The sequence below is a fragment of the Chitinimonas arctica genome (genome assembly GCF_007431345.1).
GTDB lineage: Bacteria > Pseudomonadota > Gammaproteobacteria > Burkholderiales > Chitinimonadaceae > Chitinimonas > Chitinimonas arctica.
In genome coordinates this window covers 4,642,650-4,664,214 of record NZ_CP041730.1, presented here as the reverse complement: position 1 = coordinate 4,664,214, position 21,565 = coordinate 4,642,650, and the positions used below count along the sequence as shown (strand labels likewise).

Sequence of the window (21,565 nt, the reverse complement as noted above, 5' to 3'; positions counted from 1 at the left end):
AGTCCGCACAACCCTATCACTCTCTCCGTGATGTCGTAGCCAGCCAGGCGGTACCAGCCGTCCAAGCCAGCCAAAGCTCCGCACCCGCCGCATGACGCCCGCCAACTTGTTGAGCGCGCCTGTCGCGGCGGGGCGATTTTTGGAAACTTGGAATTGATGAACCGCCACAAACCGCAACCCACTTTCAAGCACAGCCGCCTCGCCCTGCTGTTGGCCACCCTCCCCCTGGCGGCGCAGGCCGAAGGTGTCGATATCGCGGCAGCCGAAGCGCTGCCGGCCGTTTCCATTACGGCTACCCGCCTGCCCAAGCCCATCGAAGCCGTCGCACCCAATATCAGCGTCCTGCCCGCCGCCGGCGACGACGCGGCGCGGGTACGCGATATCAAGACCCTGTTCGCCGATGAGCCGGGCGTCGGCGTCGGCCGCGATCCCGCTCGGCGCGGTAACGGCAGCGTGAATATTCGAGGCCTGGACGGCAACCGGGTGTTGCTGCAGGTGGATGGCGTGACGGTGCCCTCCCTGTACGGCGGCGGTGGCGGTGCGATTTCCGGCCGCGATATGGTGGAGCTGGATAGTTTGTCCGCGGTGGAAGTGGTGAAAGGCCCCTATTCCGGCCTCTACGGCGCCGACGCCATCGGCGGCGTGGTCGCCTACCGCAGCCTGACCGTGGACGACCTGCTCAAGCCCGGCGCCAGCCGTGGCGGCCATATGCGCACCGGCTATTACGGCGCGGACAAGAGCAGCAAGCTGGGCGGCGCACTGGGTTTTCGGGAGGGCGCCTGGAGCGGTCTGCTGAGCTATACCGGCCGGCAGGGCGACAATCAATCCAGCATGGGCGAGAACGACAGCACCAGCGCCAATCGCACCAAGGCCAACCCGCTGGATTGGAGCAGCAACGCGCTGCTCGGCAAACTGGCCTGGACACTGGCGCCCGGCCATAGCCTGGCCATCACCCAGGAAGTCTTCAGCCGCAGCCAGCGCGGCGACTTCCTCAGCAACTACAGTCCCGCCATTCTGTCGCAACGCGCCACCGACAAGTCGCGCCGTAATCGCAGCAGCCTGCGCTATGACTATGCCGTCAGCGGCAGCGGCCTGGTGGGCGCCAAATTCAATCTCTACCGGCAACACGGCGAAAGCAGCGAATTCGCGCTGGAATCGCGCGCCGGCGGCGTACTGCGCAGCACCAACGCCGGCTTCGAGCAGGACGCCCGCGGCATCGATGCCCAGATCAACCAGCGTTTCGATCTGGGCAGCCAGTTGCACACCCTTAGCTGGGGTGGCGAATACAGCCGGACCGAAACGAGCCGGCCGCGCGATCGCACCCAATACAACCCCGACGGCAGCACGAGCAAGGTGGTCGGTGGCGAGGTCTTCCCGCAGAAAGCCTTTCCGGACAATCGCAGCGGCCGGCTCGGCCTGTTCGTGCAGGACGAGATCACCCTGGCGTCCGGCATGACCCTCACGCCTTCGCTGCGCTACGACCGCTACACCCTCACCCCGGAACCGGACGCCCGCTTCGCCAATGCCAATCCGGCCGGCTACCGGGTAGCCGACTATCGCGATTCGGCCGTCTCCCCCCGCCTCTCGCTGAGCCTGCCGCTCAGCCCGGGCTGGACCGGCTTCGCCCAACTGGGCACCGGCTTCCGTGCGCCCAATTTCGACGATGCCATGCTGGTCTTCAGTAATCCTGCCCAGGGTTACGAGGTATTGCCCAATCCCGATCTGAAGTCGGAAACCAGCCGCAGCCTGGAAGTCGGCGCCCGCTATCACGGCCCTGCCCTGCAATTGGCTGTCACCGCCTACCACAGCCGCTATCGCGACTTTATCGAGAACGTGCTGCTGTCTCCGCGCGACACCAACGGCAATGGCGTGAACCTGGAGTACCAGGCCCGCAATCTCGGCAAGGTCCGTATCCAGGGCCTTGAATTGAAAGCCCTGTGGCGGATGCACACCGATGTCGCCCTACGCGGCGCGCTGGCCTACGCCAAGGGCGATGACCTGGAAGACGGCACGCCCCTGGCTAGCGTGGCGCCCCTGAGCGGCAATATGGCGGTGGACTACCACCATGGCGACTGGCAGGCCAGCCTCAACTGGCGCGGCGCGCAGCGCAAGAGCCGTTTGAGCGGCGCGACGCTGTTCCGGGCACCGGGCTATGGCGTGCTTGATCTGTCCGGTAGTTACCAGCTGGCGGCCAACGCCACGCTGAGCGCCGGCCTCTACAACCTCGCCGACAAGAAGTACTGGCTATGGAGCGATGTAAACGGCCTGGATGTCAGCCCGGGGCCGCGCAGCGCCGCCGCCGTCATCGACCGTTATAGCCAGTCGGGCCGGACCGCTTCGATTCACCTTGAATACACGTTCTGACGCTTTTCCGGTAGGCGCGTCCGCGCGCCCACCAGCGATTTCGTCGTAGTAGGAGGAGGGCCGAAAGGCCGCGCAGCGGGGAGCGTCGACCGGGAAGCCGGCGCTCCCCAATGCATTTCCCATCGCCATACCCATCGTCGGAGAAGACCATGAATGCATCGACCCTATGGCAGAGCTATCTGCATTTGAAGGCCAGCGAACCCAAGATCCGCGCGCGCGACGCAGCGGCCAGGCTCAATATCTCGGAAGCCGAACTGGTGGCGGCCGACCCGCTGTCCATCACCTTGTTCCCGAAGTGGGCCGACATCCTCGGCGGCCTGGAAATTCTCGGCCCCGTCATGACGCTGACCCGCAACGAAGCCGCCGTGCATGAAAAGACCGGCATCTACGCCAACGTCAGCATCAACGGTCAAATGGGCCTGGCCCTGAATCCCGAGATCGATCTGCGCTTTTTTCTGCACAGCTGGCGCTATGGCTTCGCCGTTCGCGGCGAACGTCCGTCCATCCAGTTTTTCGACCGCCACGGCGATGCCGTGCATAAAGTGTTTCTCACCGACCGCTCCGACGCGGCCGCCTACGACGAGCTGGTATCGCGCTTCGCCAGCAGCCACGCCTGCGTGGAGCCGGACAAGGTCCAGGACCAGCAGGTCGAACAACCCGACGCGGCCATCGATGTCGCCGCCTTCCGCCAAGGCTGGCTGGAGATGGCCGATACGCACGACTTCTTTCCGCTGATGCGCCGCTTCAACGTTACCCGCACCCAGGCACTGCGCCTGGCGCCCAGCGGCCACGTCCGCGAGGTATCGCTGGAATCGGTGACCATCCTGCTCCATAGCGCTGCCGCCAGCGCCCTGCCCATCATGGTCTTCGCCGGCAACCAGGGCTGCCTGCAGATCCATACCGGTCCGGTCCGCCGGATCGTGCCGATGGGTCCCTGGCTGAATGTATTGGACCCCGGCTTCAATCTGCACCTGCGCATGGACCTTTTCGAACATGCCTTCGTCGTCAGCAAACCTACCCGCGACGGCCAGGTGACCTCGCTGGAATGCTACGACGCCAGTGGCCAGATGATCGTGCAGTACTTTGGCGAGCGTAAGCCGGGACGTCCGGAACTGCCCGAATGGACCGAATTGGCGCATAGCCTGCCGGATGTGGAAAGGCAGCATGTTCACTAAAAAAGCATTGACCTCGGTCACATTCGCCGCCGCCAGCGTGCTGGTGAGCATAGGAGCAGTGGCCGGCGAACGCATCGTGGTACTGACGGCCGATGTCGCCGAGATCGTGGTCGCATTGGGCCGCGCTCCGGAAGTGGTGGGCCGCGACCGCGTCGCCACCCAGGCCGAGCTGGCCCACGCCAAGGAAGTCGGCTCGTCCCGTTCGCTCAACCCCGAGCCCATCGTGCGCCTGCAGCCCAGCCTGGTCATAGGCAGCCAGCTGGCCATGCCGGAGGGGATCTGGGAGCAGTTGCGGTCCATGGGCCTGAAGGCGGTAAAGCTGGGCGCCCGGCCGGACGGCAGCGACTACGCCGACACCATACGCCGCGTCGGCGCCCTGCTCCGCGACGACAGCCGTGCCGAACGGCTGGCCAGCGACTGGCAGGTCGCCATGCGCAGCACCGGCGGTCCGGCCCGCCGCATCCTGATCACCTACGAAGGCAAGACCGTGGCGGGACGCGCCACGCCGGCCGACGTGCTGATACGCGCGGCCGGCGGCATCAATGCGGCCGCGGACCTGGATGGCTATAAGCCGCTGGACGCCGAAGCCATGGCCAGGCTGGCACCGGACCTGATCCTGGTGGCCGAGCACAATCGCGCCGTGTACGGCGGCCTGGCCGCGCTCAAGCAACGCGCCGACATCGCTGCCACGCCGGCCGGCAAGACCGGGCGCGTCTACGAGGTGGCCGTGCACGAGTTCTTCACCATCAACCTTGCCAGCCCCGCCGCCGTGCGGAAATTGAAAGCCATGAGTTAGCATGACCAGCGACATACTCGAACTAAAGCCTTTTATCCCCTCGCGCGACTTCGCCGCCTCCTTGCGCTTCTACCATGACCTGGGCTTCACCGAAAGCTGGCGAGCCGAGGACCTGGCCGAGCTGCGGCTGGGCCAGGCCGCCTTTCTGCTGCAGGATTTCTACCGCAAGGACTGGGCGCAGAATTGCATGCTGCATCTGCTGGTCGAGGATGTGAACGACTGGTGGCGGCGGATCAAATCCGGCGAGCTGCTGGACCAACACCCCGGCAGCCGCGCCATGCCGCCGGAAGACAAGCCCTGGGGCCTACGGCAATTCTCGCTGGTCGATCCGTCCGGCGTGCTGTGGCATATCGCGCAGAAGCTGGATTGAGCATGACCGCTGTTCCTGCTAACGGGCTGGGCCGCCCCTGGTCCCTGCCACGCCGCCTGCCGCCTGCCCTGGCAGGCGGGCTGATCGTGGCCCTGCTGTTGTTCGCCGTCGGTTTCCAGGGCGACGGCTGGCAGTGGCCGGACCTGGCCGACCCGGTGATCAGCCAGCTTCGCCTGCCCCGCGTTGCCGCTGCCCTTTTGGTGGGCGCTACGCTGGCGGCCGCCGGCGCCGCGCTGCAAGCCCTGTTCCGCAACCCCATGGCCGACCCCGGCCTGATAGGCAGCGCCAGCGGCGCGGCGTTGGCCGTGGTGGCCGTGCTAGCCCTGGGCCTGCCCGGGTTGTCGCTCCCGCCGGCGGCCTTCGGCGGCAGCCTGATCGCCACCGGCTTGTTGCTGGGCATGGTCCGGCTGGTAGGTGGCGGCACCACCACCCTGCTGCTGATGGGCCTGTTGCTGGCTAGCTTTGCCGGCGCCATCACCGGCCTATTGCTGTTCATGTCGGACGACCTGGCCCTGCGCAGCGCGATCAACTGGCTATCCGGCCAGTTGGGCAGCGGCACCGGCGCGCCCCTGGTCTGGGCGGCCCCGGTTGGCGTGGTAGGCGTGGCAATGCTGGTGGGACTGGGGCGCGATCTGGACTGCCTCTTGCTGGGCGAAGAGGAAGCGGCCAGCTTGGGCGTGCCGGTTGAGCGGGTGCGGCTTCTCACCGCCATCGGCGCCTCCCTGGCGGTGGGCGCGGCCGTGTCGGTCGCCGGCATCATCGGCTTTATCGGCATGATGGTACCCAATGCCCTCGCCCTGCTGGTGGGCGGCGGCCGCCGCAAACTGATCGCCCTCTCCGCCATCGTCGGCGCCCTCTTCCTGTTGCTGATGGACACCCTGGCACGTGGCATCGCCTATCCCATCAATCTGCCGGTCGGCTTGCTGGCCGGTTTTATCGGTCCGGTCTTTTTTGTCTGGCTGTTCCGGCGCCGGCCCAGGAGCCTGACATGAACATCGCGCTGAAAATCCACACAAGCCCGCCCGCCATCCAATTCCGCTCGCTCGGCCTGGACGTGCGCGACGGTAGCCTGCTCGACAGCCTGGAAGGCAGCATCGCCAGCGGCAGCGTGACCGCCGTGGTGGGGCCGAACGGCGCCGGCAAAAGCACCCTGTTGCGCCTGCTGGGCGGCCTTCTCCGCCCCAGCCGCGGCGAGGTCTGGCTGGACGCCATGCCGCTGCGGGCCATGACCACCGCGGAACGGGCCCGCCGCATCGGCTGGCTGGGACAATTCCCCCCGCAGGACCTGCCGCTGACCGTGGCCGAATACGTGCTGCTGGGCCGGCGCCCCCAGTTGGGCAGCTTCGGCCGCCCCGGCAGCGACGATGCCGCCCGGGTCGAGCACGCCTTGGCGGTCTTCGAGCTGGGCGCACTGGCCGGCCGGCGCTGGCATACCCTGTCCGGCGGCGAACGACAGCGTGCCAGCCTGGCCCGCCTGCTGGCCCAGGACGCACCGATCTGGCTGCTGGACGAACCCACCAACCATCTCGACCTGAAGCACCAGCTGCTGCTATTGCGCCGCCTGCGCCAGGAAGCGGCGGAAGGCCGCACCATCGTCACGGTACTGCATGACCTGCCCCTGGCGGCCCGCTGGGCGGACCAGGTCCTGCTGCTGGGGAACGGCCGCCTGCTGGCACAGGGCAAACCCGCGCAAGCCTTGCGGACCGACCACCTGAGCCAGGCATACGACTGGCCGCTGACGCTCTGGCAAAGCCAGGAAGGGCATTGGCAATTGGCGGTGGGCGATGGCGGCTAGCAGCCGCTGGCAGCGTAAAATCCTATCCGTCCAGTACCCTTCCCACGCGCGTCGGTAAACCAATCTTCCCTCCGCTTGTCGCAGACTCATTGCTCCCTAGCCCGCCCATCGGCATAATCGCGCCCCATGAAATTCCTGTTCGATCTACTCCCCATCATCGTCTTTGTTGCGGGCTATTCTTCCGGCCTGTCCTTTCCCGAATACGGGATCAACAAACCTATCGAATTCGCTACCGCCCTGACCATGGCGGCCGCCCTGGCCCAGGTGGCCTGGTTGAAGTTGCGCGGCAAACCAGTGGAAACCATGCAATGGGTGAGCCTGGGACTCATCGTCGTATTCGGTGGCGCCACCCTGTTGCTGCATAACCCCAATTTCATCTTCTGGAAGACCAGCGCCCTGGATGTCGCGCTGGCCGGCGGCATGCTGATCTCGCGCTATGTGATGAAGAAGCCGCCCCTGGCACTGTTGATGGGCAAGGAACTGGATCTGCCCACCCGCACCTGGGATACGCTGATGTGGGCCTGGGTCCTGTTCTTCCTGTTCATGGCCGTGCTCAACCTGTGGGTCGCCTATGTCCTGGGCGAAGCCATCTGGGTCAAGTTCAAGCTGATCGGCGGCCTGGGCCTGCCCTTCGTCTTTGCCATCTGCCAAGGCATCTGGCTGATGCGCCAGATACCGGCCGGCGACGGCCCGAAGAAGGAAACCTGAGCCATGCTGTATGCCATTACCGGTCACGACGCGCCTGACTCCCTCGCTGCCCGGCTGGCCAACCGCCCGGCCCATCTGGCCCGCCTGCACGCCTTGCAGGAACAGGGCCGGCTGGTACTGGCCGGCCCCTTCCCGGCCATCGATGCGCCGGACCCCGGCCCCGCCGGTTTTTCCGGCAGCCTGATCGTGGCCGAGTTCGATTGCCTGGCCGATGCCCAGGCCTGGGCCGATGCCGATCCCTATCTGACCGCCGCGGTCTACCAGCGTGTGGAAGTACGGCCGTTCAAGAACGGTATTGCCGACGTGAACACGATCGAACAAATCCATGAGAAACTGGCAGACCTGTGTCCGCTTGTGCTGGAATTGCGTGACGACAGCGGCAAGCATGTCGGTCATGCCGGTGCGGCTTCCGGCGGCGGGCACTTTCAACTGCGTATCGTGTCCGAACGTTTTGCCGGCCTGAAGCCGGTGGCACGTCACCGACTGGTTTACGAAACACTGGGAGAGTTGATGCGGCGCGATATCCATGCGCTTGCCATCGATGCCCGGGCTCCCGGCGAAGATGCCTGAGCCGTTTTTAACGACTATTACCCTCTAAAGACCAAGAAGGACGTATTCGATGCAAACCAAGATTTTCGCTCCCGCCCTGATCGCCGCCCTGCTGGCCAGCTCCGTATTCGCCGCCGACAAGCCTGTCGCCGTGGTCAATGGCGTCGCCATTCCCCAAGCCCAGATGGACTTCGTCCTGAAGCAATTGGCCGAACGCGGCGCCAAGGACAGCCCGGAACTGCGCGCCAAGATCCGCGACGACATGATCACCAAGGAAGTCATCGCCCAGGAAGCCGCCAAGCAAGGCCTGGCCAAGGACGCCGATGTGCAGGTAGAAACCGCCATGGCCCAGCAGAACGTCATGCTGAAGGCCTTCGTGCAGAACTACCAAAAGAGCAATGTCATTCCTGAAGCCGCGCTGAAGGCCGAATTCGAGAAGCTGAAGACCCAGATGCCGAGCAAGGAATACCACGCTCGCCACATCCTGGTCGAAACCGAAAAAGAAGCCAACGAGCTGATCGCCGCCTTGAAGAAGGGTAAGAAGTTCGAAGACCTGGCCAAGGAAAAGTCCAAGGACACCGGCAGCAAGGTCAACGGTGGCGATCTGGGCTGGGCCGCACCGACCAACTTCGTCAAGGAATTCGGCGATGCCATGGTCAAGCTGGCCAAGGGCCAAGTGACCCAGGCGCCGGTGAAGAGCCAGTTCGGCTTCCACGTCATCAAGCTGGAAGACGTGCGCCAGCCGCAAGGCCCTGCTTTCGACGAAGTGAAGGCCGGTCTGCAACAGCAAGTCCAAGGCCAGAACCTGGACAAGCTGATCGCCGACCTGAAGGCCAAGGCCAAGGTCGAGTAATCGAGCGCGGTCAACGCTTGCAAGTACACAAAGGGCCGTCAGGCCCTTTGTCACGTCTGAAGGAGAAATGCATCGTGGGTATGAAGAAAATCGAAGCGGTCATCAAGCCGTTCAAGCTGGATGAAGTACGTGAAGCGCTGGCCGAGGTAGGCGTCAGCGGCCTGACCGTCACCGAGGTCAAAGGCTTCGGCCGCCAGAAAGGCCACACCGAGCTCTATCGTGGCGCCGAATATGTGGTGGACTTCCTGCCCAAGGTCAAGATCGAGGTCGTGATCGCCGAGGACAAGGTGGACTTGGCCATCGATGCCATCGTCAAGGCGGCCCGCACCGGCAAGATCGGTGATGGCAAGATTTTTGTCACCTCGGTGGAGCAGGTTGTGCGTATTCGCACGGGCGAGACGGGGGAGGATGCGGTTTAGGCAGGGATTTTTTTGGGGATGCTTAACCCTGGCTTGCCGCAAGGATCAAGCCGCGGCCGTGGAAGCACCATTGGGTCTCCGACGGCCGCAGCCTTCATTCCGACTCCTTTGAGTCAGCCTTCTTTATTCATTATATTATCTTCCGGGGTTAGCAAAGCTATAACATCGCCCCACTTGCTATTCCATTCAGCATTCCTCGCACCCATATCGGAATTTAGCGAAGTACCACCGTTCGTCTGAGAAGGTTCTGTTGGCGCCGAACTCCCTCGGCTCGCAACGCTATTGCCCAATCCGGGACCGTATCTGTTAGACATCTCGTTAATGAGCGAGTCAATATCCACCGGCTTGTCCGGCGGCACATTAATTTCACCAGGCTCACCCAATGCCTCCAACAGAACATCGCTCCAAGCATCGCCTTTTTTCCACGAAGGTTTTTCTGGCACCAAAACGTCTGGACTCGCAACGGCGCCATCTAGTTTCGGAGCGGATTGTTCAGATGGTCCACTAATACTCGGCTTACTCCCGTATGACTTGTCCACCAGCGCTTGCATTTCTTCCAACGCGTCGAATAATCCTCTCCTACTATCACTAAGCTTCGCATACAACTGATTATCACTGGACTGCGGCACCTCCTCCAGGTCTTGGATAAATTCACACTCCTCAACACCTGGATTCAGCGAAGTAGATTCGACCGATGTTGACATTGAAGTACTTCGTCTCTCAACATTGTCATTTCGCACCCGGCTCGGTCCCATGGACTCCCTTTTCATACTCGCAGCACGCTGCTCGGACTTGCTATCCGCCAAAGCCCTTCCAGTTGGCAACAAGGAAGTGGTTAATGCGCGTGTCGTTCTATCGGCCTTATTAAACAACTCCTTCGCCGCACTTCCCACCGGGCTTTCACTTACACTTTGAATACGCGGCCGCAACGCTTCGCTAACTTCACCGGCAGTCTTGACTATCTTGCCACCAGCGTCAGCAATCTTGCCACTTACGGGTTCAGTCATATTATTCCTGACCGCACTAATAAATGTTTTACCGAGCGCTTCCACTCCCCCGAGCATTCGATCTTGCACGTTGTTTGCCAGGCTAATAACACTGGAACCGAACGTCCCCTCCGCCTCTCCATTTCTTTGAGTATCGTTGCTTTTATCCTGAACGAGCAAATTGCGTGTAAAACTTGCCGCACTTGCGAACATTGACCCAACAGACATTGCCTACCCCTTTGGCCAGCACTAGATATATAAATAACCGCAGCCACTTAACGCGAGAAATGTTGCCGCCACCGGCCACTCCCATGCAAAATACTTAGCTAATAAACAGCTTCATATAGTCACCATTTTTGACAATGCCGTCGACAATTTCGGAATTCGTAAGAGGCTTACCTGCTTTCCTTCCATCAACGACGCTCGGCTTACTTGAATCCAAAGTGGGCGATAAATCTGCATTTTTATCCGCCCTCAAGCATACTTTCTTCGCTACAGATGCGAACGAGTCACTTATCTTTTCATAACCCACCTTTAACTTGCCAGCAACTTTCTCGAAAACATTTCCCTTGGGGAATATATTACCAAGGGCGTTGACGAATTTTCCAGCAAGCGTATTCTCCCCGCAGCGAGAATTATTCGTTTCCTTTTTCTCATGAATTTCGATTTTATGTTCCGAGCCTAAGGCACTTTTTCCTGAAGCCGACGTCCTATCTGAAGGCTCCGCCCGAGGACCACCTGACCAAATCACAGGCGTCGATATTACTACTCCATTCATAACCCATTCCTTAAGCCGATACATCAGCAAAGTTGCCGACATGAATAAAAAAACAACATGTCTATTTTTCTCTTAATTAGTAAAAACTGCTTTCGAAATAAATATTTTCTTGTCGTAAAGAATATTATGCCCATGTCGTTTTCATAGCGCCCAGCCTGCGTATGCCGAACTCAGGGCCAGACTCCTCTCCCCTGGCGATTTCATCCGAACATCCTGAAAACCGCGTCAAGTCTGGCTGCACGACCGCTGCAAACGCCGATGCGAACGCACAGCGCCCCCTACCCCGCCATCACCCTCGCCACCTTATAAGCCAGCCGGGTCGCCTCATCGATCAGCCGTTGCACATGGGGCGAGAAATGCGGCAAGGAAAGATAGAAAGCCCCCACCCCCACCCCCAGCGTCAGCGGGAAACCCACGGCGAACACATTGAACTGCGGCGCGGCGCGCGACATGACGCCGATGGAAAGATTGGTGATCAGCAAGGCCGCCAGCACCGGCAAGGACAACAGCAGCCCCAAGGTAAATATCTGGCCGGCCGAATCGACCAGCAGTTTCAACCCTGCCGTCTTCAGCGGCACAGCCGAGATGGGCAGCAGGGTAAAGCTCTTGACGATGGTCTCGATCACCAGCAGATGGCCATTGAAGGAAAGGAACAGCAGGATGGTCAACAGGCTGGCGAACTGGGCTACCACCACGGTATTGGTGCCGTGCTGCGGGTCGTAGAAGCTGGCGAAGCCCAAGCCCATCTGCAAGCCCGCCAGGTGGCCGGCCATTTCAACCGACGAGAACACCAGCCGCATGGTCATGCCGATGGCGAAGCCGATCAGTAGCTGCTGCGCCAATATCAGCAGGCCCAGCGGCGACACCGGGGCGACATCGGGTCCGGCGGGTAGTGCCGGGGCAATGAGCATGGCCAGCATAAAGGCCAGCCCGACCTTGACCCGCACGGGGATGCTACGGCTGGAATAAAAGGGATCGGCGGCGAACAGGGCAAGGATGCGGAAGAAGGGCCACAGCAGCATGCCCAGCCAGGCTTGAATCTGCGCATCGGTGACGGTGATCATGCAGTCAGCCGATCATGGTCGGAATGGCTTGGTACAGACGCACCGTGTAGTCCATCAAAATGGACAGCATCCACGGCCCCGCCAGCACGGCGACCAGGAAGGTCACCAGCAACTTGGGGATAAAGGACAAGGTGGCTTCATTGATCTGGGTGGCGGCCTGAAAGACGCTGATGATCAAACCCACCACCAAACCGGCCAGCAGCATGGGGCCGCCGACCAGGATCATGACCTCGAAGGCGCGCTGGATAACGGTGATGACCATTTCCGGGGACATGGCATTCCTTAGCAGGAGGCGCTGAGCCAGATATGCGCGGTACGCATGCGCGGTGTCCCTAAGTATAGAAACTCTGTACCAGCGAGCCGATCAACAGCGTCCAGCCATCCACCAGTACAAACAGAATGATCTTGAAGGGCAGCGAGATGGTTACCGGGCTGACCATCATCATACCCATGGCCATCAGTACGCTCGCCACTACCATATCGATGACCAGAAAGGGAATAAACACCAGGAAGGCGATCTGGAAGGCGGTCTTCAGCTCGCTGGTGACATAGGCGGGTACCAGGGTCTTGAAGCCGACCTCTTCGGGCCCTTGCGGTTTCTCGCTTTGCGATAGCTCGATAAACAACGCCAAGTCCTTCTGCCGCGTCTGCTTGAGCATAAATTGCTTGAGCGGCTTGCCGCCGCGCTCGAGGGCTTCGTTAAAGCTGATCTTGTCTTCGCTGAAGGGCTGGTAGGCATCCACCCAGATACGGTCCAATACCGGCGACATGACAAAGACGGTCAGGAACAGGGATAGTCCGACAATCACCTGGTTGGGCGGCGCCTGCATGGTCCCCAGTGCCTGCCGCAACATGGACAGGACGATCACGATGCGGGTGAAGGCCGTCATCATCAGCAGGATCGCCGGCAGAAAAGTAATGCCGGTGAGCATCACCAGGGTCTGCAGGCTTAGGGTATAGCTCTGTCCCGCACCGCTGGGCTGGCTGTTCAACAGGGGCAGGCCGACTTCCGCCGCCAGGACGGGCAGGCCGCCGAACAACAGCAGGAGCAGGCCGATCAGCGGGCGGCGTGGGCTCATGCCGTATCCTGGGTGGGGTTGGGCGCCTTGCGCGCTTTCAGGATGGTGGCCAGTTTTTCGGCGAACACGTGCGAAGCCGCCGGGGTCGCTACTGCTCCCTCCGGGCGCGGCAGGCTATGCAGATTGCTGATGCCCGCTGCGGTGACGCCCAATACCAGCCAGGTGTCGTCCACCTCCACGATCACGACCCGCTCCCGGTTACCGACCATCACGCCGCCGACCATGCGCAGCGGGGCCTGGCTACCGAACTGGCCTGGGGTAAAACGGCGCATCAGCCAAGCGGTGACGAAGATCGCGGCAATCACGAACACCAGCGCCAGGGCAACCTGCATCAGCCCGGCCATGGCGCCGGTGGCGACCGGTGGTACCGCCTTGGCCGGCTCGGCAGCCAGGGCGCACACGGACGCCGCCGCAAACAGGAAGGCGGCGGATAAAAAGCGGTCGATACGCATGGGTGGGATGGCTACTTGTGCAGACGGCGAATACGTTCCGCCGGGGTGATGATATCGGTGAGGCGGATGCCGAACTTGTCGTTCACCACCACCACCTCGCCCTGGGCAATCAGGGTGCCGTTGATCAGTACATCCATCGGTTCACCCGCCAGGCCATCCAGCTCCACCACCGAGCCCTGCGCCAGCTGCAGCAAGCTGCGGATGGCGATCTTGGTGCGGCCCAACTCCACGGTCATGGAGACCGGGATATCCATGATCATGTCGATGCTGGAGGGGCCGGTGGGTTTTTCCGGCTGATTGTCGAAGCGCTGGAAGATATCAGCCGGTGCAGTCGACATCGCAGGCGACGGCGAAGCCACGGCGGCTTGCTCATGGGCGGCGGTCTCGGCTATCTGCTGCTCGGCCAGCGCGGCGGCCCAATCGTCCAGCCCCTGCTCGTCGGCTTCTTCACTCATTGCTCAAGTCCTCTTGCGGCTCATCGTCGATGGAGAGGTTTTCCGCTGTCATCAGCAGTTTCTCGATCTTCAGGGCGTACTGGCCATGCAGCGTACCATAGTGGCCTTCCAGCAAAGGCACGCCATCCACTTCCGCCGTGACGGTCTGCGGGATGTCGATGCCGATCACATCGCCCACCTTCAGGTCGAGGATTTCACCAAGCGTAATCTTGGCCGACCCCAGGTTGGCGATCAGCACCACTTCGGAATTCTGCACTTCGCGCGACAGCAGCTTGACCCAACGGTTGTCCGACTCCATGCGGTCGGCCTGCATCGAGCTGTATAGCAAATCGCGCAGCGGCTCGATCATCGAATAGGGGAAGCAGACATGGAAATCGCCGCCACCGGAGCCCAGTTCGATCTTGAAGGTAAAGGCCACCACCACCTCGGTCGGGGTGGCGATATTGGCGAACTGGGTATTCATTTCCGAGCGCACATAGGTGAACTCGGTCTTGAACACCGGCTCCCATGACTTGCGGTATTCGTCCATCACCACTTCCAGCAGGCGCTGGATGATGCGTTGCTCGGTCGGCGTGAAATCGCGGCCTTCCACCCGCACATGGTAGCGGCCGTCCGAACCGAACATATTGTCGACCACCAGGAAGACCAGGTCGGGATCGAAGATAAACAGGCCGGTGCCGCGCAGCGGCTTCATATGGATCAGGTTGAGGTTGGTCGGCACCACCAGGTTGCGGATGAATTCGCTGTACTTCTGCACCCGCACCGGCCCCACCGAGATCTCGGCGGAGCGGCGCATGAAATTGAACAGGCCGATACGTAGATTGCGGGCAAAGCGCTCGTTGATCACTTCCAGCGTCGGCATCCGGCCACGGACGATACGCTCCTGCCGACCTATGTCATAGGCACGGATGGCCGAGGAATCGAGTCCCTCGTCCGCATCCTCGTCTTCGCCCGTAACCCCGCGTAAGAGGGCGTCAACCTCTTCCTGGGAGAGAATATCGTCGGCCATGTCCGAACCCTGTTCCTATTGCCGCCTTGAAACCCTACTGGACGATAAAGGTCTTGAACTCGACGCTCATCACGCCATCTTCATCGTCTTTCGCGCCCAGCACCTTGTTGATGGTTTGCTTGATCTCGTCCATCAGTTTGACCTTGGCTTCCAAGGTCGCGATATCTTCCTGCTTCTTCGAGCTGAGCAGCAGGTTCACCTGGCTGCTGAGTCGCGGAAGATAGCTTTTGATGACTTCCGACTGCTTTTCGTCCAACACCTGCACATGGATCTCGGTCTGCAAGACCGTACCATTGGCCAGGTTGACGGTGAAGGTATCGAGCTTGGTGAACACCGGTGCTTCGGTAGGCTCGCCCTTCTTCTTCTCCTTCTTCTTTGCCTTCTTGGTTTCGCCATCGCCATGACCGTCGCCCTCGGACACCGCAGCCGCCGTATCGCCGTAGGACTGGTTGGCCGACAGGGTGAAGAACAGCCAGGTGGCGAATCCACCACCCGCCAGGATCACCACCACCAACAAGCCGATCACGATATACAGAACGGTGTTCTTCTTAGCCTTGGGCGCGTCGTGTGCATCCGCTTGCGGTGCCGGTTTCTTGGCCTCTGCCATGGGAAGGAGTCCTTTTGGATTGCGGGTCGGAGTGGATTTCAGCGCGCCCGAAAGTGCGCGTCCCTAGCCGATTTATAAAGCAAACCTGCCACAGGAACAAGCACTGGCGCGGGTTTCACAGACAATCCCGAAACTCCGTCGCAATCACACGAATAGATTCACGTTTCCAGGCAATCCTCCTGTCGAACGGCTACGCCAAGTACTTGTTTGAACAGCGACTTCTTCACGCTCATCGCCCCTGCCGCGCACCGCCCGGCCACCCGGCCGTTCGTCCTGCCCCCGACCGCCCTGCCCGCCTTGTGTTTGTGCGCTGTGCTCCTGCACATTGGCCTGGGTCAATTGGATGCCGCTTTCCGCCAGCATTTCCGTCAGGCGCGGCATGGACGCTTGCAGGGCTTCGCGGAGCGGCGCCTGGGCCGCCACGAAGGTCAGCGTGGCCTTGTCCTGGTCCAGGGTGAGCTTGACCTCCAGCGGGCCCAGATGGGGTGGGTTCAGCTTCATCTCCACCTCCTGCTGCTGATTGCTGACCATCATCACGACCTTATGGCCGATGGCGCGATCCCAGCCATCGCTACCCACCGGCTGATGAATGGCATAGGCCGACCTGGATTGCTCGACGCCGGCGCTGCGCGGCGGTTCGGGGCGAAGGCTGGGCACACCCGCCTGTTGCCGCGCCGTGCCCGCCTCGGCCAATTGCAGCTGTTGCTCCAGCGCCAGGCCGAAGCCGCCTTGCAAGGCATTGGCGGCACGCTCGTCCTTGCCGCCCAGCAAGGCTGGCAGGTCTTGCCGTTCACCGGCAAGTCTCGCCGCCGTATCGTCAAGCAGCTCGGCCACCGCCTTGTCGGCCCGCTCCCTGGTCGATCCGCCCTGGCCGTCCAGCAGCGCGGCGGCCAGCCCGGCATGTTGCAGCAAAGGATCGTCCTGCCCCTCGGCGGCCGCCTGAGCATGGGTCAAGGCACTGTCCACATGCTGCTGCAACTGCAGCAGCATGGCTGCCGTCGCCGCCGCACCGGCTTGCGCATCGGCGGCCTGGGTATCCTCTTTCTCGCTCTTTGTGTCATTGGCGGTGGATTTGCCGCAACCGCGCTTGGGGTCGCTCACGTCCACGTCCGGCGTGCCTTCGGCGGCATTGGCCGACTGCTCGGGACTGGCCGGCGCCGGCGTGGCCTGGGCGGGCTTGTCCGGCACCTTGGCGACTTCATGCTGCGGCTCGGCGGGCCGTGCCGGCGCCACCGGCCGCAACACCTTGCTGTCGCGCGCCATCTGGGTGGTCTGGTGTGCCTGGATCTGCTGTTTGAGGGTATCCCCGAACAGCTGCCCATCCATCGCTTCCCCGCGCAGATTGCCGGAGGGTTTGACCGGCCTTGCGGCAAGATTGGCTAGTGCGTTAGTGCTGGTGTTGGCGGTTGGCATATTGATGTCCCTTGCTGAAGCGTTCCCTCTCGGGGTCAACATCAGTGCTAGCAAGGATAGTGCCAGAAAGGTTACGGGAGTCGCTTGACGCAACTCGCCCACCGCAGGGCTGGTTCCATGCAATTTCCCGAAGCCAGCTTGAACGAAAGGTCGATCTGGTACTCCGAGAGACGTCACGCTCTCACAATCGAGGGTAACATATGTGTTACCATGATAATTCTGAAGTCACGATTGAAGAATATCTTCGCGAAGATGGCACGAACCCCTACAAAAGATGGTTCGACGCTCTGGATGCACACGCCGCCGCCAAGGTAGCGGCGGCCAAAGTCAGGTTGGTGCTTGGCAACACATCCAGCGTGAAGTGGTTCGACGGAATTGGTGAATACATAATCGACTGGGGTCCAGGCTACCGTATCTATCTTGCTAAGGATGGCGACACGCTCATCATCTTTTTCGGTGGGGGAACTAAGCAACGGCAGCAAAGAGATATCGACCAAGCCAAAGCTTTGCACGCCGAGTACAAGGCCCGAAAAAAGGCACGCCAAGTTGCCAAACAAGGTAAACGGAAAGGAAATTGACATGACTCTAACCAGAGATTTCAAACACACTATTGTCGAACGCGTCGACCGAGATCCCGCGTTTGCCAAGGCGATGCTAGATGAGGCCGCTACCGCATTCCTGAATGGCGAACCGGACGTTGCGCGCCTCATCCTGCGGGACTTGGTAAACGCCACCGGGGGTTTCGAGCAACTTGCCGAGTTGACCCACAAACCGAGCAAAAGCCTTCATCGCATGCTCTCGCCCAAAGGCAACCCAAGCATGGACAGCCTAGCGGCCATCTTTGGGGCGATAAGTTTACGCCTCAAGGTAGGTATTGAGGCCCATACGATTGAAGCGCGCTAAACGAAGACCAAATCAACCGTAGGTGCAACTCGCTCGATTTGGGACATTAACCAGCCTGCTCATCCCGCCGCCGCTGCAAAATAGCAGCCCACTCATCCGTCTGCTTCTGCTCCAGCTTCGCCTCACGCTGTCCCTCCCTAGCCTCGTGCCTATCCTGCAGGGTTTCGTAGGCTTTGACTTCCCGCTCACATTCCAGCCAAGCCTGTTTACGCGTCTCCAGCAACGTTTCGCAGCGCACTTGCTCATGGGCTTGCTGCTCCACCGCCTGGTCCAGCTTGGCCAGGAACAGCTGGAAATCGTTCCATTGCTGCATACGCATACCGCGACTGGCGGTATCGCCGAGGCGGCGGCGGTATTCCTCGCGGTACTGGTCGATCTGGCGGGCGCGCTCGCGCGCCTGCTCCAGCTTGTGCAGGGCCGCACTGATGGCGCGCGCGGCATCTTCGCGCTTGTCGATGGCAAGCTTGAGCAAAAAATCGAATTGGAAGGCTTTAGCCACGAAACCCGCGCCTTTGCTGGTTACGAGAATAAGGCGGCCAGCCGCATCCTGGCGCCGGCATAGCTTTCACGTTCGTGGATGGCTTGTTGCAAAAATGCTTCCATTGCCGGCATGCGCACGATGGCTTCGTCCAGGAGCGGATCGGAACCACGCACGTAGGCGCCCACATTGATCAGGTCGCGGCTGCGCTGATAGCGGGAGTATAGCTGCTTGAAACGCCGCACCAGCTCGTACTCGGCAGGATCGATGATGTCGGTCATCACCCGGCTGATCGACTGTTCGATATCGATGGCGGGATAGTGGCCGGCATCGGCCAGCTGCCGGTTCAGCACGATATGGCCGTCGAGAATGGCGCGGGCATTGTCGGCAATCGGGTCCTGCTGGTCATCGCCCTCGCTCAGCACGGTATAGAAAGCGGTGATGGAGCCGCTGCCGGCATGGCCGTTGCCGGCGCGCTCGACCAGCGCGGGCAGCTTTGCGAAAACCGAGGGGGGATAGCCCTTGGTGGCGGGCGGTTCGCCGATCGCAAGGGCGATCTCGCGTTGCGCCATGGCGTAGCGGGTAAGCGAATCCATGATCAGCAACACGTCCGCGCCCTGATCGCGAAAATACTCGGCAATGGCAGTGGCGTAGGCGGCGCCATGCAGGCGCAACAGCGGCGGCGTATCGGCCGGCGCGGCCACCACGACCGAGCGTTTCAGCCCCTCCTTGCCGAGAATGTTCTCGATGAAATCCTTGACCTCGCGCCCCCGCTCGCCGATCAGGCCCACCACCACGACATCGGCGGTGGTATAGCGCGCCATCATGCCGAGCAGCACGCTCTTGCCGATGCCGGAGCCGGAAAACAGCCCCAGCCGCTGGCCCCGCCCCACGGTCAGCATGGCATTGATGGCCCGTACGCCGACATCGAGCACATCGTGCACCTGGACCCGGTCGAGCGGATTGAAGGAACGGGCGAACAAGGGCACGTGGGCTTCGACCTGCAGGTGGCCCAGCTTGTCCAGGGGCCGCCCCAAGCCATCCAGCACCCGGCCCAGCAGATGCGGTCCCACCGCGGCCTGCCGGCCCCGGTCCTCGACCCGGCGGCGCGGTGTCTGGCTCTGCCGAAAGTAGGGCATGCGGTTGACGACATCTTCATACGCCACCACCTGGGCACCGGGCTCCAGGCCATACACCTCGGCCACCGGCATCAGGAACAATTTGTCGCCGTTGAATCCCACCACTTCGGCTTCGACACTGTGGCCGGACGGCAACACGATATGGCAGCTGGCGCCCACCGGCAGCTTGATGCCGACCGCTTCCAGCACCAGCCCGGCCACCCGGGTGAGCCGCCCGCGCGGCAGCCAGGGCCGCGTTTCGTGCACCACTTCCAGGCAGTCGGCGGCATAGCGGCGCCACCGGGAGAGTGCTTCGGGTTCAGGCGTCGGGGTCGTCATCTTCTGCCGCCCATGGTTCGTTGCTCCCCAGGGCGTGGACTACCCTCCGCCAGCGAGTGGGTAGCGTCAGGTCCAATTCGACACTGGCGGTGCTGATGCGGCACCCGCCTCTTTCCATATCCGGCTGCGCTTCAAAGCGCCAATGCATCGCAGCGGCATCGTCGGCCACCAGGGTGCGGACCAGGCTCATATCGTCGGGATGCAGTTCCAGCCGCAAGGGACCCTGCAGTTCCGACGAGCTGGCGATGGCTTCGCGAATGACCGCCAGGATGCGCTCCGGCGCGACGGCAAGGCTGCTGCGCAGGACTTGGCGCGCGACCGCGACGGCGATATCGAGAATGGGTTTGGACAACTGCTCTTCATAGGCAGCGACGGCTTCCGCCAAGCCTGCGCATAGCTGCTGGAATCTGGCCACCTCGGCATCGGCCGACTGCCGGCCCTGCAACTGGCCGGCTTCGAAACCGGCGGCATAACCGCTTTCGCGGCCGGCGGCCTCGCCGGCTACCTGGCCGGCCTGTTGGCCATCCTCGTAGCCGCTTTGGTAGCCCGTTTCGCGGGCTTCATCCTGTAAGCGCCCCCGCTCCTGCTCGGCGTGGGCGGCGGCCTGCGCCGCCAGGGCGGCTTCATCCGGTGCGGCTTCGACTACGGCGTCGCCAGCCTCATCGGCAATGCCGGCCGCTTCGGCCGACGGGTCCTCCGCGCGCACGGGTTCCGGCACGATAAAATTGGGCCGCTGCACCGAGGCGCCGCTGAATTGATCGACATGCCACGATTGAAGGGGTGGCAGGTCCTCGCGGCGGATGATTTTTTTGCTGCCCCACGCTTTCATCGCTTAATCATCCTATTCGACGAAGCCTTCGCTACCGCCCTTGGCGATGGCGATCTGGCCTTCGTCGGCCAGGCGGCGCACGACCTTGAGGATTTCGCGCTGCTCCGCTTCGACGTCAGACACCTTGACCGCGCCCTTGGCTTCGAAGTCGTCGCGCAGCATTTCGGCAGCCCGTTGCGACATATTCTTGAAGATCTTGTTGCGCAGAATTTCGCTGGTGCCCTTCATGGCGGTGATCAGCGAATCGGACGAAATCTCGCGCAGCAATAGCTGGATGCCGCGGTCGTCCACGTCCACCAGGTTCTCGAAGGTGAACATCTTGTCCTGGATGCGCTGCGCCAGTTCCGGATCGTATTCGCGGATGGCATTGATGGCCGATGCCTCGACCACGCCGCCCATGAAGTTGAGAATTTCGGCCGCCATGCCTTCGCCGCCCATGGCGGACTTCTTGACCCGGTCGGCGCCGGACAGCAGCTGGGTCAGCACATCGTTCAACTCGCGCAGGGCGGTAGGCTGCACGCCTTCCAGCGTGGCAATCCGCAGCAGCACATCATTGCGCAGCCGCTCGACGAACTGATTGAGCACTTCGGATACCTGGTCGGGTTCCAGATGGACCAGGATGGTGGCGATGATCTGCGGGTGTTCGTTCTTGATCAGCTCGGCCACCCCCACCGAGTCCATCCACTTGAGCGATTCGATGCCGGTGTTGTCGCCGCCTTGCAGGATGCGATCGAGCAGGTTGGCAGCCTTGTCCGACCCCAGCGCCTTGGTCAGGACCGAGCGGATGTATTCGTCCGCCGCGCCGAAATTGGCCCGGTTCATGGTGGAACCGAGGAATTCGCCGACCACGTCCTCGACCTGCTCGCGGGTCACGTTGTCCATGCTCGCCATGGCCATACCGATTTTCTGCACTTCCTTGGGGCCGAGGTACTTGAACACCTCGACCGCCGCCTCTTCTCCCAGGCTCAGCAGCAAAATGGCACTGCGGCGGATGGCGTCATCATTGCTGGCCATGCAAACTCCTAG

At 61.9% G+C, this 21,565-nt stretch carries 26 protein-coding genes and 1 pseudogene; 13 read left to right on the top strand and 14 right to left on the bottom strand.

From position 1 onward, the window contains the following. Nucleotides 1-156: 156 nt before the first annotated feature. From FNU76_RS21305 to FNU76_RS21260, 11 genes and pseudogenes are all read left to right on the top strand, one after another. A complete protein-coding gene (locus FNU76_RS21305; RefSeq protein ID WP_144280072.1) occupies nt 157-2,364 on the top strand; it encodes a TonB-dependent hemoglobin/transferrin/lactoferrin family receptor in 2,208 nt (735 codons plus the stop codon). A 149-nt stretch (nt 2,365-2,513) separates the two neighbouring features. Then, complete coding sequence (locus FNU76_RS21300; RefSeq protein ID WP_144280071.1) at nt 2,514-3,539, top strand: hemin-degrading factor; 1,026 nt, start codon at nt 2,514-2,516, stop codon at nt 3,537-3,539. Further along, the gene (locus FNU76_RS21295) at nt 3,529-4,335 is read left to right on the top strand and encodes a heme/hemin ABC transporter substrate-binding protein (protein ID WP_179958233.1); all 807 of its coding nucleotides are present in this window, start codon (nt 3,529-3,531) and stop codon (nt 4,333-4,335) included. The genes FNU76_RS21300 and FNU76_RS21295 overlap by 11 nt, the downstream gene beginning before the upstream one ends. 1 nt (nt 4,336) lies before the next feature. Continuing rightward, nucleotides 4,337-4,705, top strand: coding sequence for a VOC family protein (locus tag FNU76_RS21290; RefSeq protein WP_144280069.1), 369 nt, complete (start codon nt 4,337-4,339; stop codon nt 4,703-4,705). 2 nt (nt 4,706-4,707) lie between these two features. Beyond that, nucleotides 4,708-5,697 carry a FecCD family ABC transporter permease gene (locus FNU76_RS21285; RefSeq protein ID WP_144280068.1) on the top strand — a complete coding sequence of 330 codons (990 nt, stop codon included), beginning with the start codon at nt 4,708-4,710 and terminating at the stop codon, nt 5,695-5,697. Continuing rightward, on the top strand, nt 5,694-6,500 hold the full coding sequence (locus tag FNU76_RS21280; RefSeq protein WP_144280067.1) for an ABC transporter ATP-binding protein: 807 nt from the start codon (nt 5,694-5,696) through the stop codon (nt 6,498-6,500). Before FNU76_RS21285 ends, FNU76_RS21280 begins: the two co-directional genes overlap by 4 nt. Before the next feature lie 126 nt (nt 6,501-6,626). Then, nucleotides 6,627-7,208 carry a septation protein A gene (locus FNU76_RS21275; RefSeq protein ID WP_144280066.1) on the top strand — a complete coding sequence of 194 codons (582 nt, stop codon included), beginning with the start codon at nt 6,627-6,629 and terminating at the stop codon, nt 7,206-7,208. Nucleotides 7,209-7,211: 3 nt separating this feature from the next. Continuing rightward, a pseudogene (locus tag FNU76_RS25090) lies at nt 7,212-7,496 on the top strand (YciI family protein); the annotation flags it as partial. Beyond that, nucleotides 7,476-7,778, top strand: coding sequence for a BolA family protein (locus FNU76_RS25085; protein ID WP_308418652.1), 303 nt, complete (start codon nt 7,476-7,478; stop codon nt 7,776-7,778). The pseudogene FNU76_RS25090 and the gene FNU76_RS25085, both read left to right, overlap by 21 nt. A gap of 49 nt (nt 7,779-7,827) precedes the next feature. Further along, the gene (locus FNU76_RS21265) at nt 7,828-8,610 is read left to right on the top strand and encodes a peptidylprolyl isomerase (protein ID WP_144280064.1); all 783 of its coding nucleotides are present in this window, start codon (nt 7,828-7,830) and stop codon (nt 8,608-8,610) included. A gap of 80 nt (nt 8,611-8,690) precedes the next feature. Beyond that, entirely contained in the window at nt 8,691-9,029 is a 339-nt protein-coding gene (locus FNU76_RS21260; RefSeq protein WP_144280774.1) for a P-II family nitrogen regulator, read from the top strand. Between the two features lie 113 nt (nt 9,030-9,142). On the opposite strand, the gene FNU76_RS21255 is transcribed toward FNU76_RS21260, so the two are convergent. From FNU76_RS21255 to FNU76_RS21210, 10 genes are all read right to left on the bottom strand, one after another. Continuing rightward, the gene (locus tag FNU76_RS21255; RefSeq protein ID WP_144280063.1) at nt 9,143-10,243 is read right to left on the bottom strand and encodes a hypothetical protein; all 1,101 of its coding nucleotides are present in this window, start codon (nt 10,241-10,243) and stop codon (nt 9,143-9,145) included. 94 nt (nt 10,244-10,337) lie between these two features. Further along, nucleotides 10,338-10,793, bottom strand: coding sequence for a hypothetical protein (locus tag FNU76_RS21250; protein WP_144280062.1), 456 nt, complete (start codon nt 10,791-10,793; stop codon nt 10,338-10,340). A gap of 278 nt (nt 10,794-11,071) precedes the next feature. Continuing rightward, a complete protein-coding gene (fliR, locus tag FNU76_RS21245; RefSeq protein ID WP_144280061.1) occupies nt 11,072-11,857 on the bottom strand; it encodes a flagellar biosynthetic protein FliR in 786 nt (261 codons plus the stop codon). Between the two features lie 4 nt (nt 11,858-11,861). After that, nucleotides 11,862-12,131: a flagellar biosynthesis protein FliQ gene (fliQ, locus tag FNU76_RS21240; RefSeq protein ID WP_144280060.1), complete on the bottom strand. Its 270-nt coding sequence runs from the start codon at nt 12,129-12,131 to the stop codon at nt 11,862-11,864. Nucleotides 12,132-12,189: 58 nt separating this feature from the next. Further along, nucleotides 12,190-12,936 (bottom strand): flagellar type III secretion system pore protein FliP, encoded by a 747-nt coding sequence (gene fliP, locus FNU76_RS21235; protein ID WP_144280059.1) that lies wholly within the window; start codon nt 12,934-12,936, stop codon nt 12,190-12,192. Further along, entirely contained in the window at nt 12,933-13,388 is a 456-nt protein-coding gene (gene fliO / locus FNU76_RS21230; protein WP_144280058.1) for a flagellar biosynthetic protein FliO, read from the bottom strand. The genes fliP and fliO overlap by 4 nt, the downstream gene beginning before the upstream one ends. Before the next feature lie 11 nt (nt 13,389-13,399). After that, the gene (fliN, locus tag FNU76_RS21225) at nt 13,400-13,843 is read right to left on the bottom strand and encodes a flagellar motor switch protein FliN (RefSeq protein WP_144280057.1); all 444 of its coding nucleotides are present in this window, start codon (nt 13,841-13,843) and stop codon (nt 13,400-13,402) included. Next, nucleotides 13,836-14,852, bottom strand: coding sequence for a flagellar motor switch protein FliM (gene fliM / locus FNU76_RS21220; RefSeq protein WP_144280056.1), 1,017 nt, complete (start codon nt 14,850-14,852; stop codon nt 13,836-13,838). The genes fliN and fliM overlap by 8 nt, the downstream gene beginning before the upstream one ends. A gap of 34 nt (nt 14,853-14,886) precedes the next feature. Continuing rightward, complete coding sequence (locus FNU76_RS21215) at nt 14,887-15,459, bottom strand: flagellar basal body-associated FliL family protein (protein ID WP_144280055.1); 573 nt, start codon at nt 15,457-15,459, stop codon at nt 14,887-14,889. A 144-nt stretch (nt 15,460-15,603) separates the two neighbouring features. Beyond that, entirely contained in the window at nt 15,604-16,872 is a 1,269-nt protein-coding gene (locus FNU76_RS21210) for a flagellar hook-length control protein FliK (protein ID WP_179958232.1), read from the bottom strand. A 200-nt stretch (nt 16,873-17,072) separates the two neighbouring features. Here FNU76_RS21210 and FNU76_RS21205 point away from each other — a divergent pair, with 200 nt between their 5' ends. Both FNU76_RS21205 and FNU76_RS21200 read left to right on the top strand, forming a co-directional pair. Beyond that, on the top strand, nt 17,073-17,450 hold the full coding sequence (locus tag FNU76_RS21205; protein WP_144280053.1) for a type II toxin-antitoxin system RelE/ParE family toxin: 378 nt from the start codon (nt 17,073-17,075) through the stop codon (nt 17,448-17,450). Between the two features lies 1 nt (nt 17,451). After that, nucleotides 17,452-17,775 carry a helix-turn-helix domain-containing transcriptional regulator gene (locus FNU76_RS21200; RefSeq protein ID WP_144280052.1) on the top strand — a complete coding sequence of 108 codons (324 nt, stop codon included), beginning with the start codon at nt 17,452-17,454 and terminating at the stop codon, nt 17,773-17,775. A gap of 46 nt (nt 17,776-17,821) precedes the next feature. On the opposite strand, the gene fliJ is transcribed toward FNU76_RS21200, so the two are convergent. Genes fliJ through fliG form a run of 4 tightly spaced genes read right to left on the bottom strand, consistent with a single transcriptional unit; the run spans nt 17,822 to nt 21,553 of the window. After that, nucleotides 17,822-18,274 (bottom strand): flagellar export protein FliJ, encoded by a 453-nt coding sequence (gene fliJ / locus FNU76_RS21195; RefSeq protein ID WP_179958231.1) that lies wholly within the window; start codon nt 18,272-18,274, stop codon nt 17,822-17,824. A gap of 20 nt (nt 18,275-18,294) precedes the next feature. Then, a complete protein-coding gene (gene fliI, locus FNU76_RS21190; RefSeq protein ID WP_144280050.1) occupies nt 18,295-19,710 on the bottom strand; it encodes a flagellar protein export ATPase FliI in 1,416 nt (471 codons plus the stop codon). Further along, complete coding sequence (fliH, locus tag FNU76_RS21185) at nt 19,691-20,539, bottom strand: flagellar assembly protein FliH (protein WP_144280049.1); 849 nt, start codon at nt 20,537-20,539, stop codon at nt 19,691-19,693. Before fliH ends, fliI begins: the two co-directional genes overlap by 20 nt. A gap of 12 nt (nt 20,540-20,551) precedes the next feature. Further along, nucleotides 20,552-21,553, bottom strand: a complete 1,002-nt coding sequence (fliG, locus tag FNU76_RS21180) for a flagellar motor switch protein FliG (protein ID WP_144280048.1) — start codon at nt 21,551-21,553, stop codon at nt 20,552-20,554. Between the last annotated feature and the right edge of the window lie 12 nt (nt 21,554-21,565).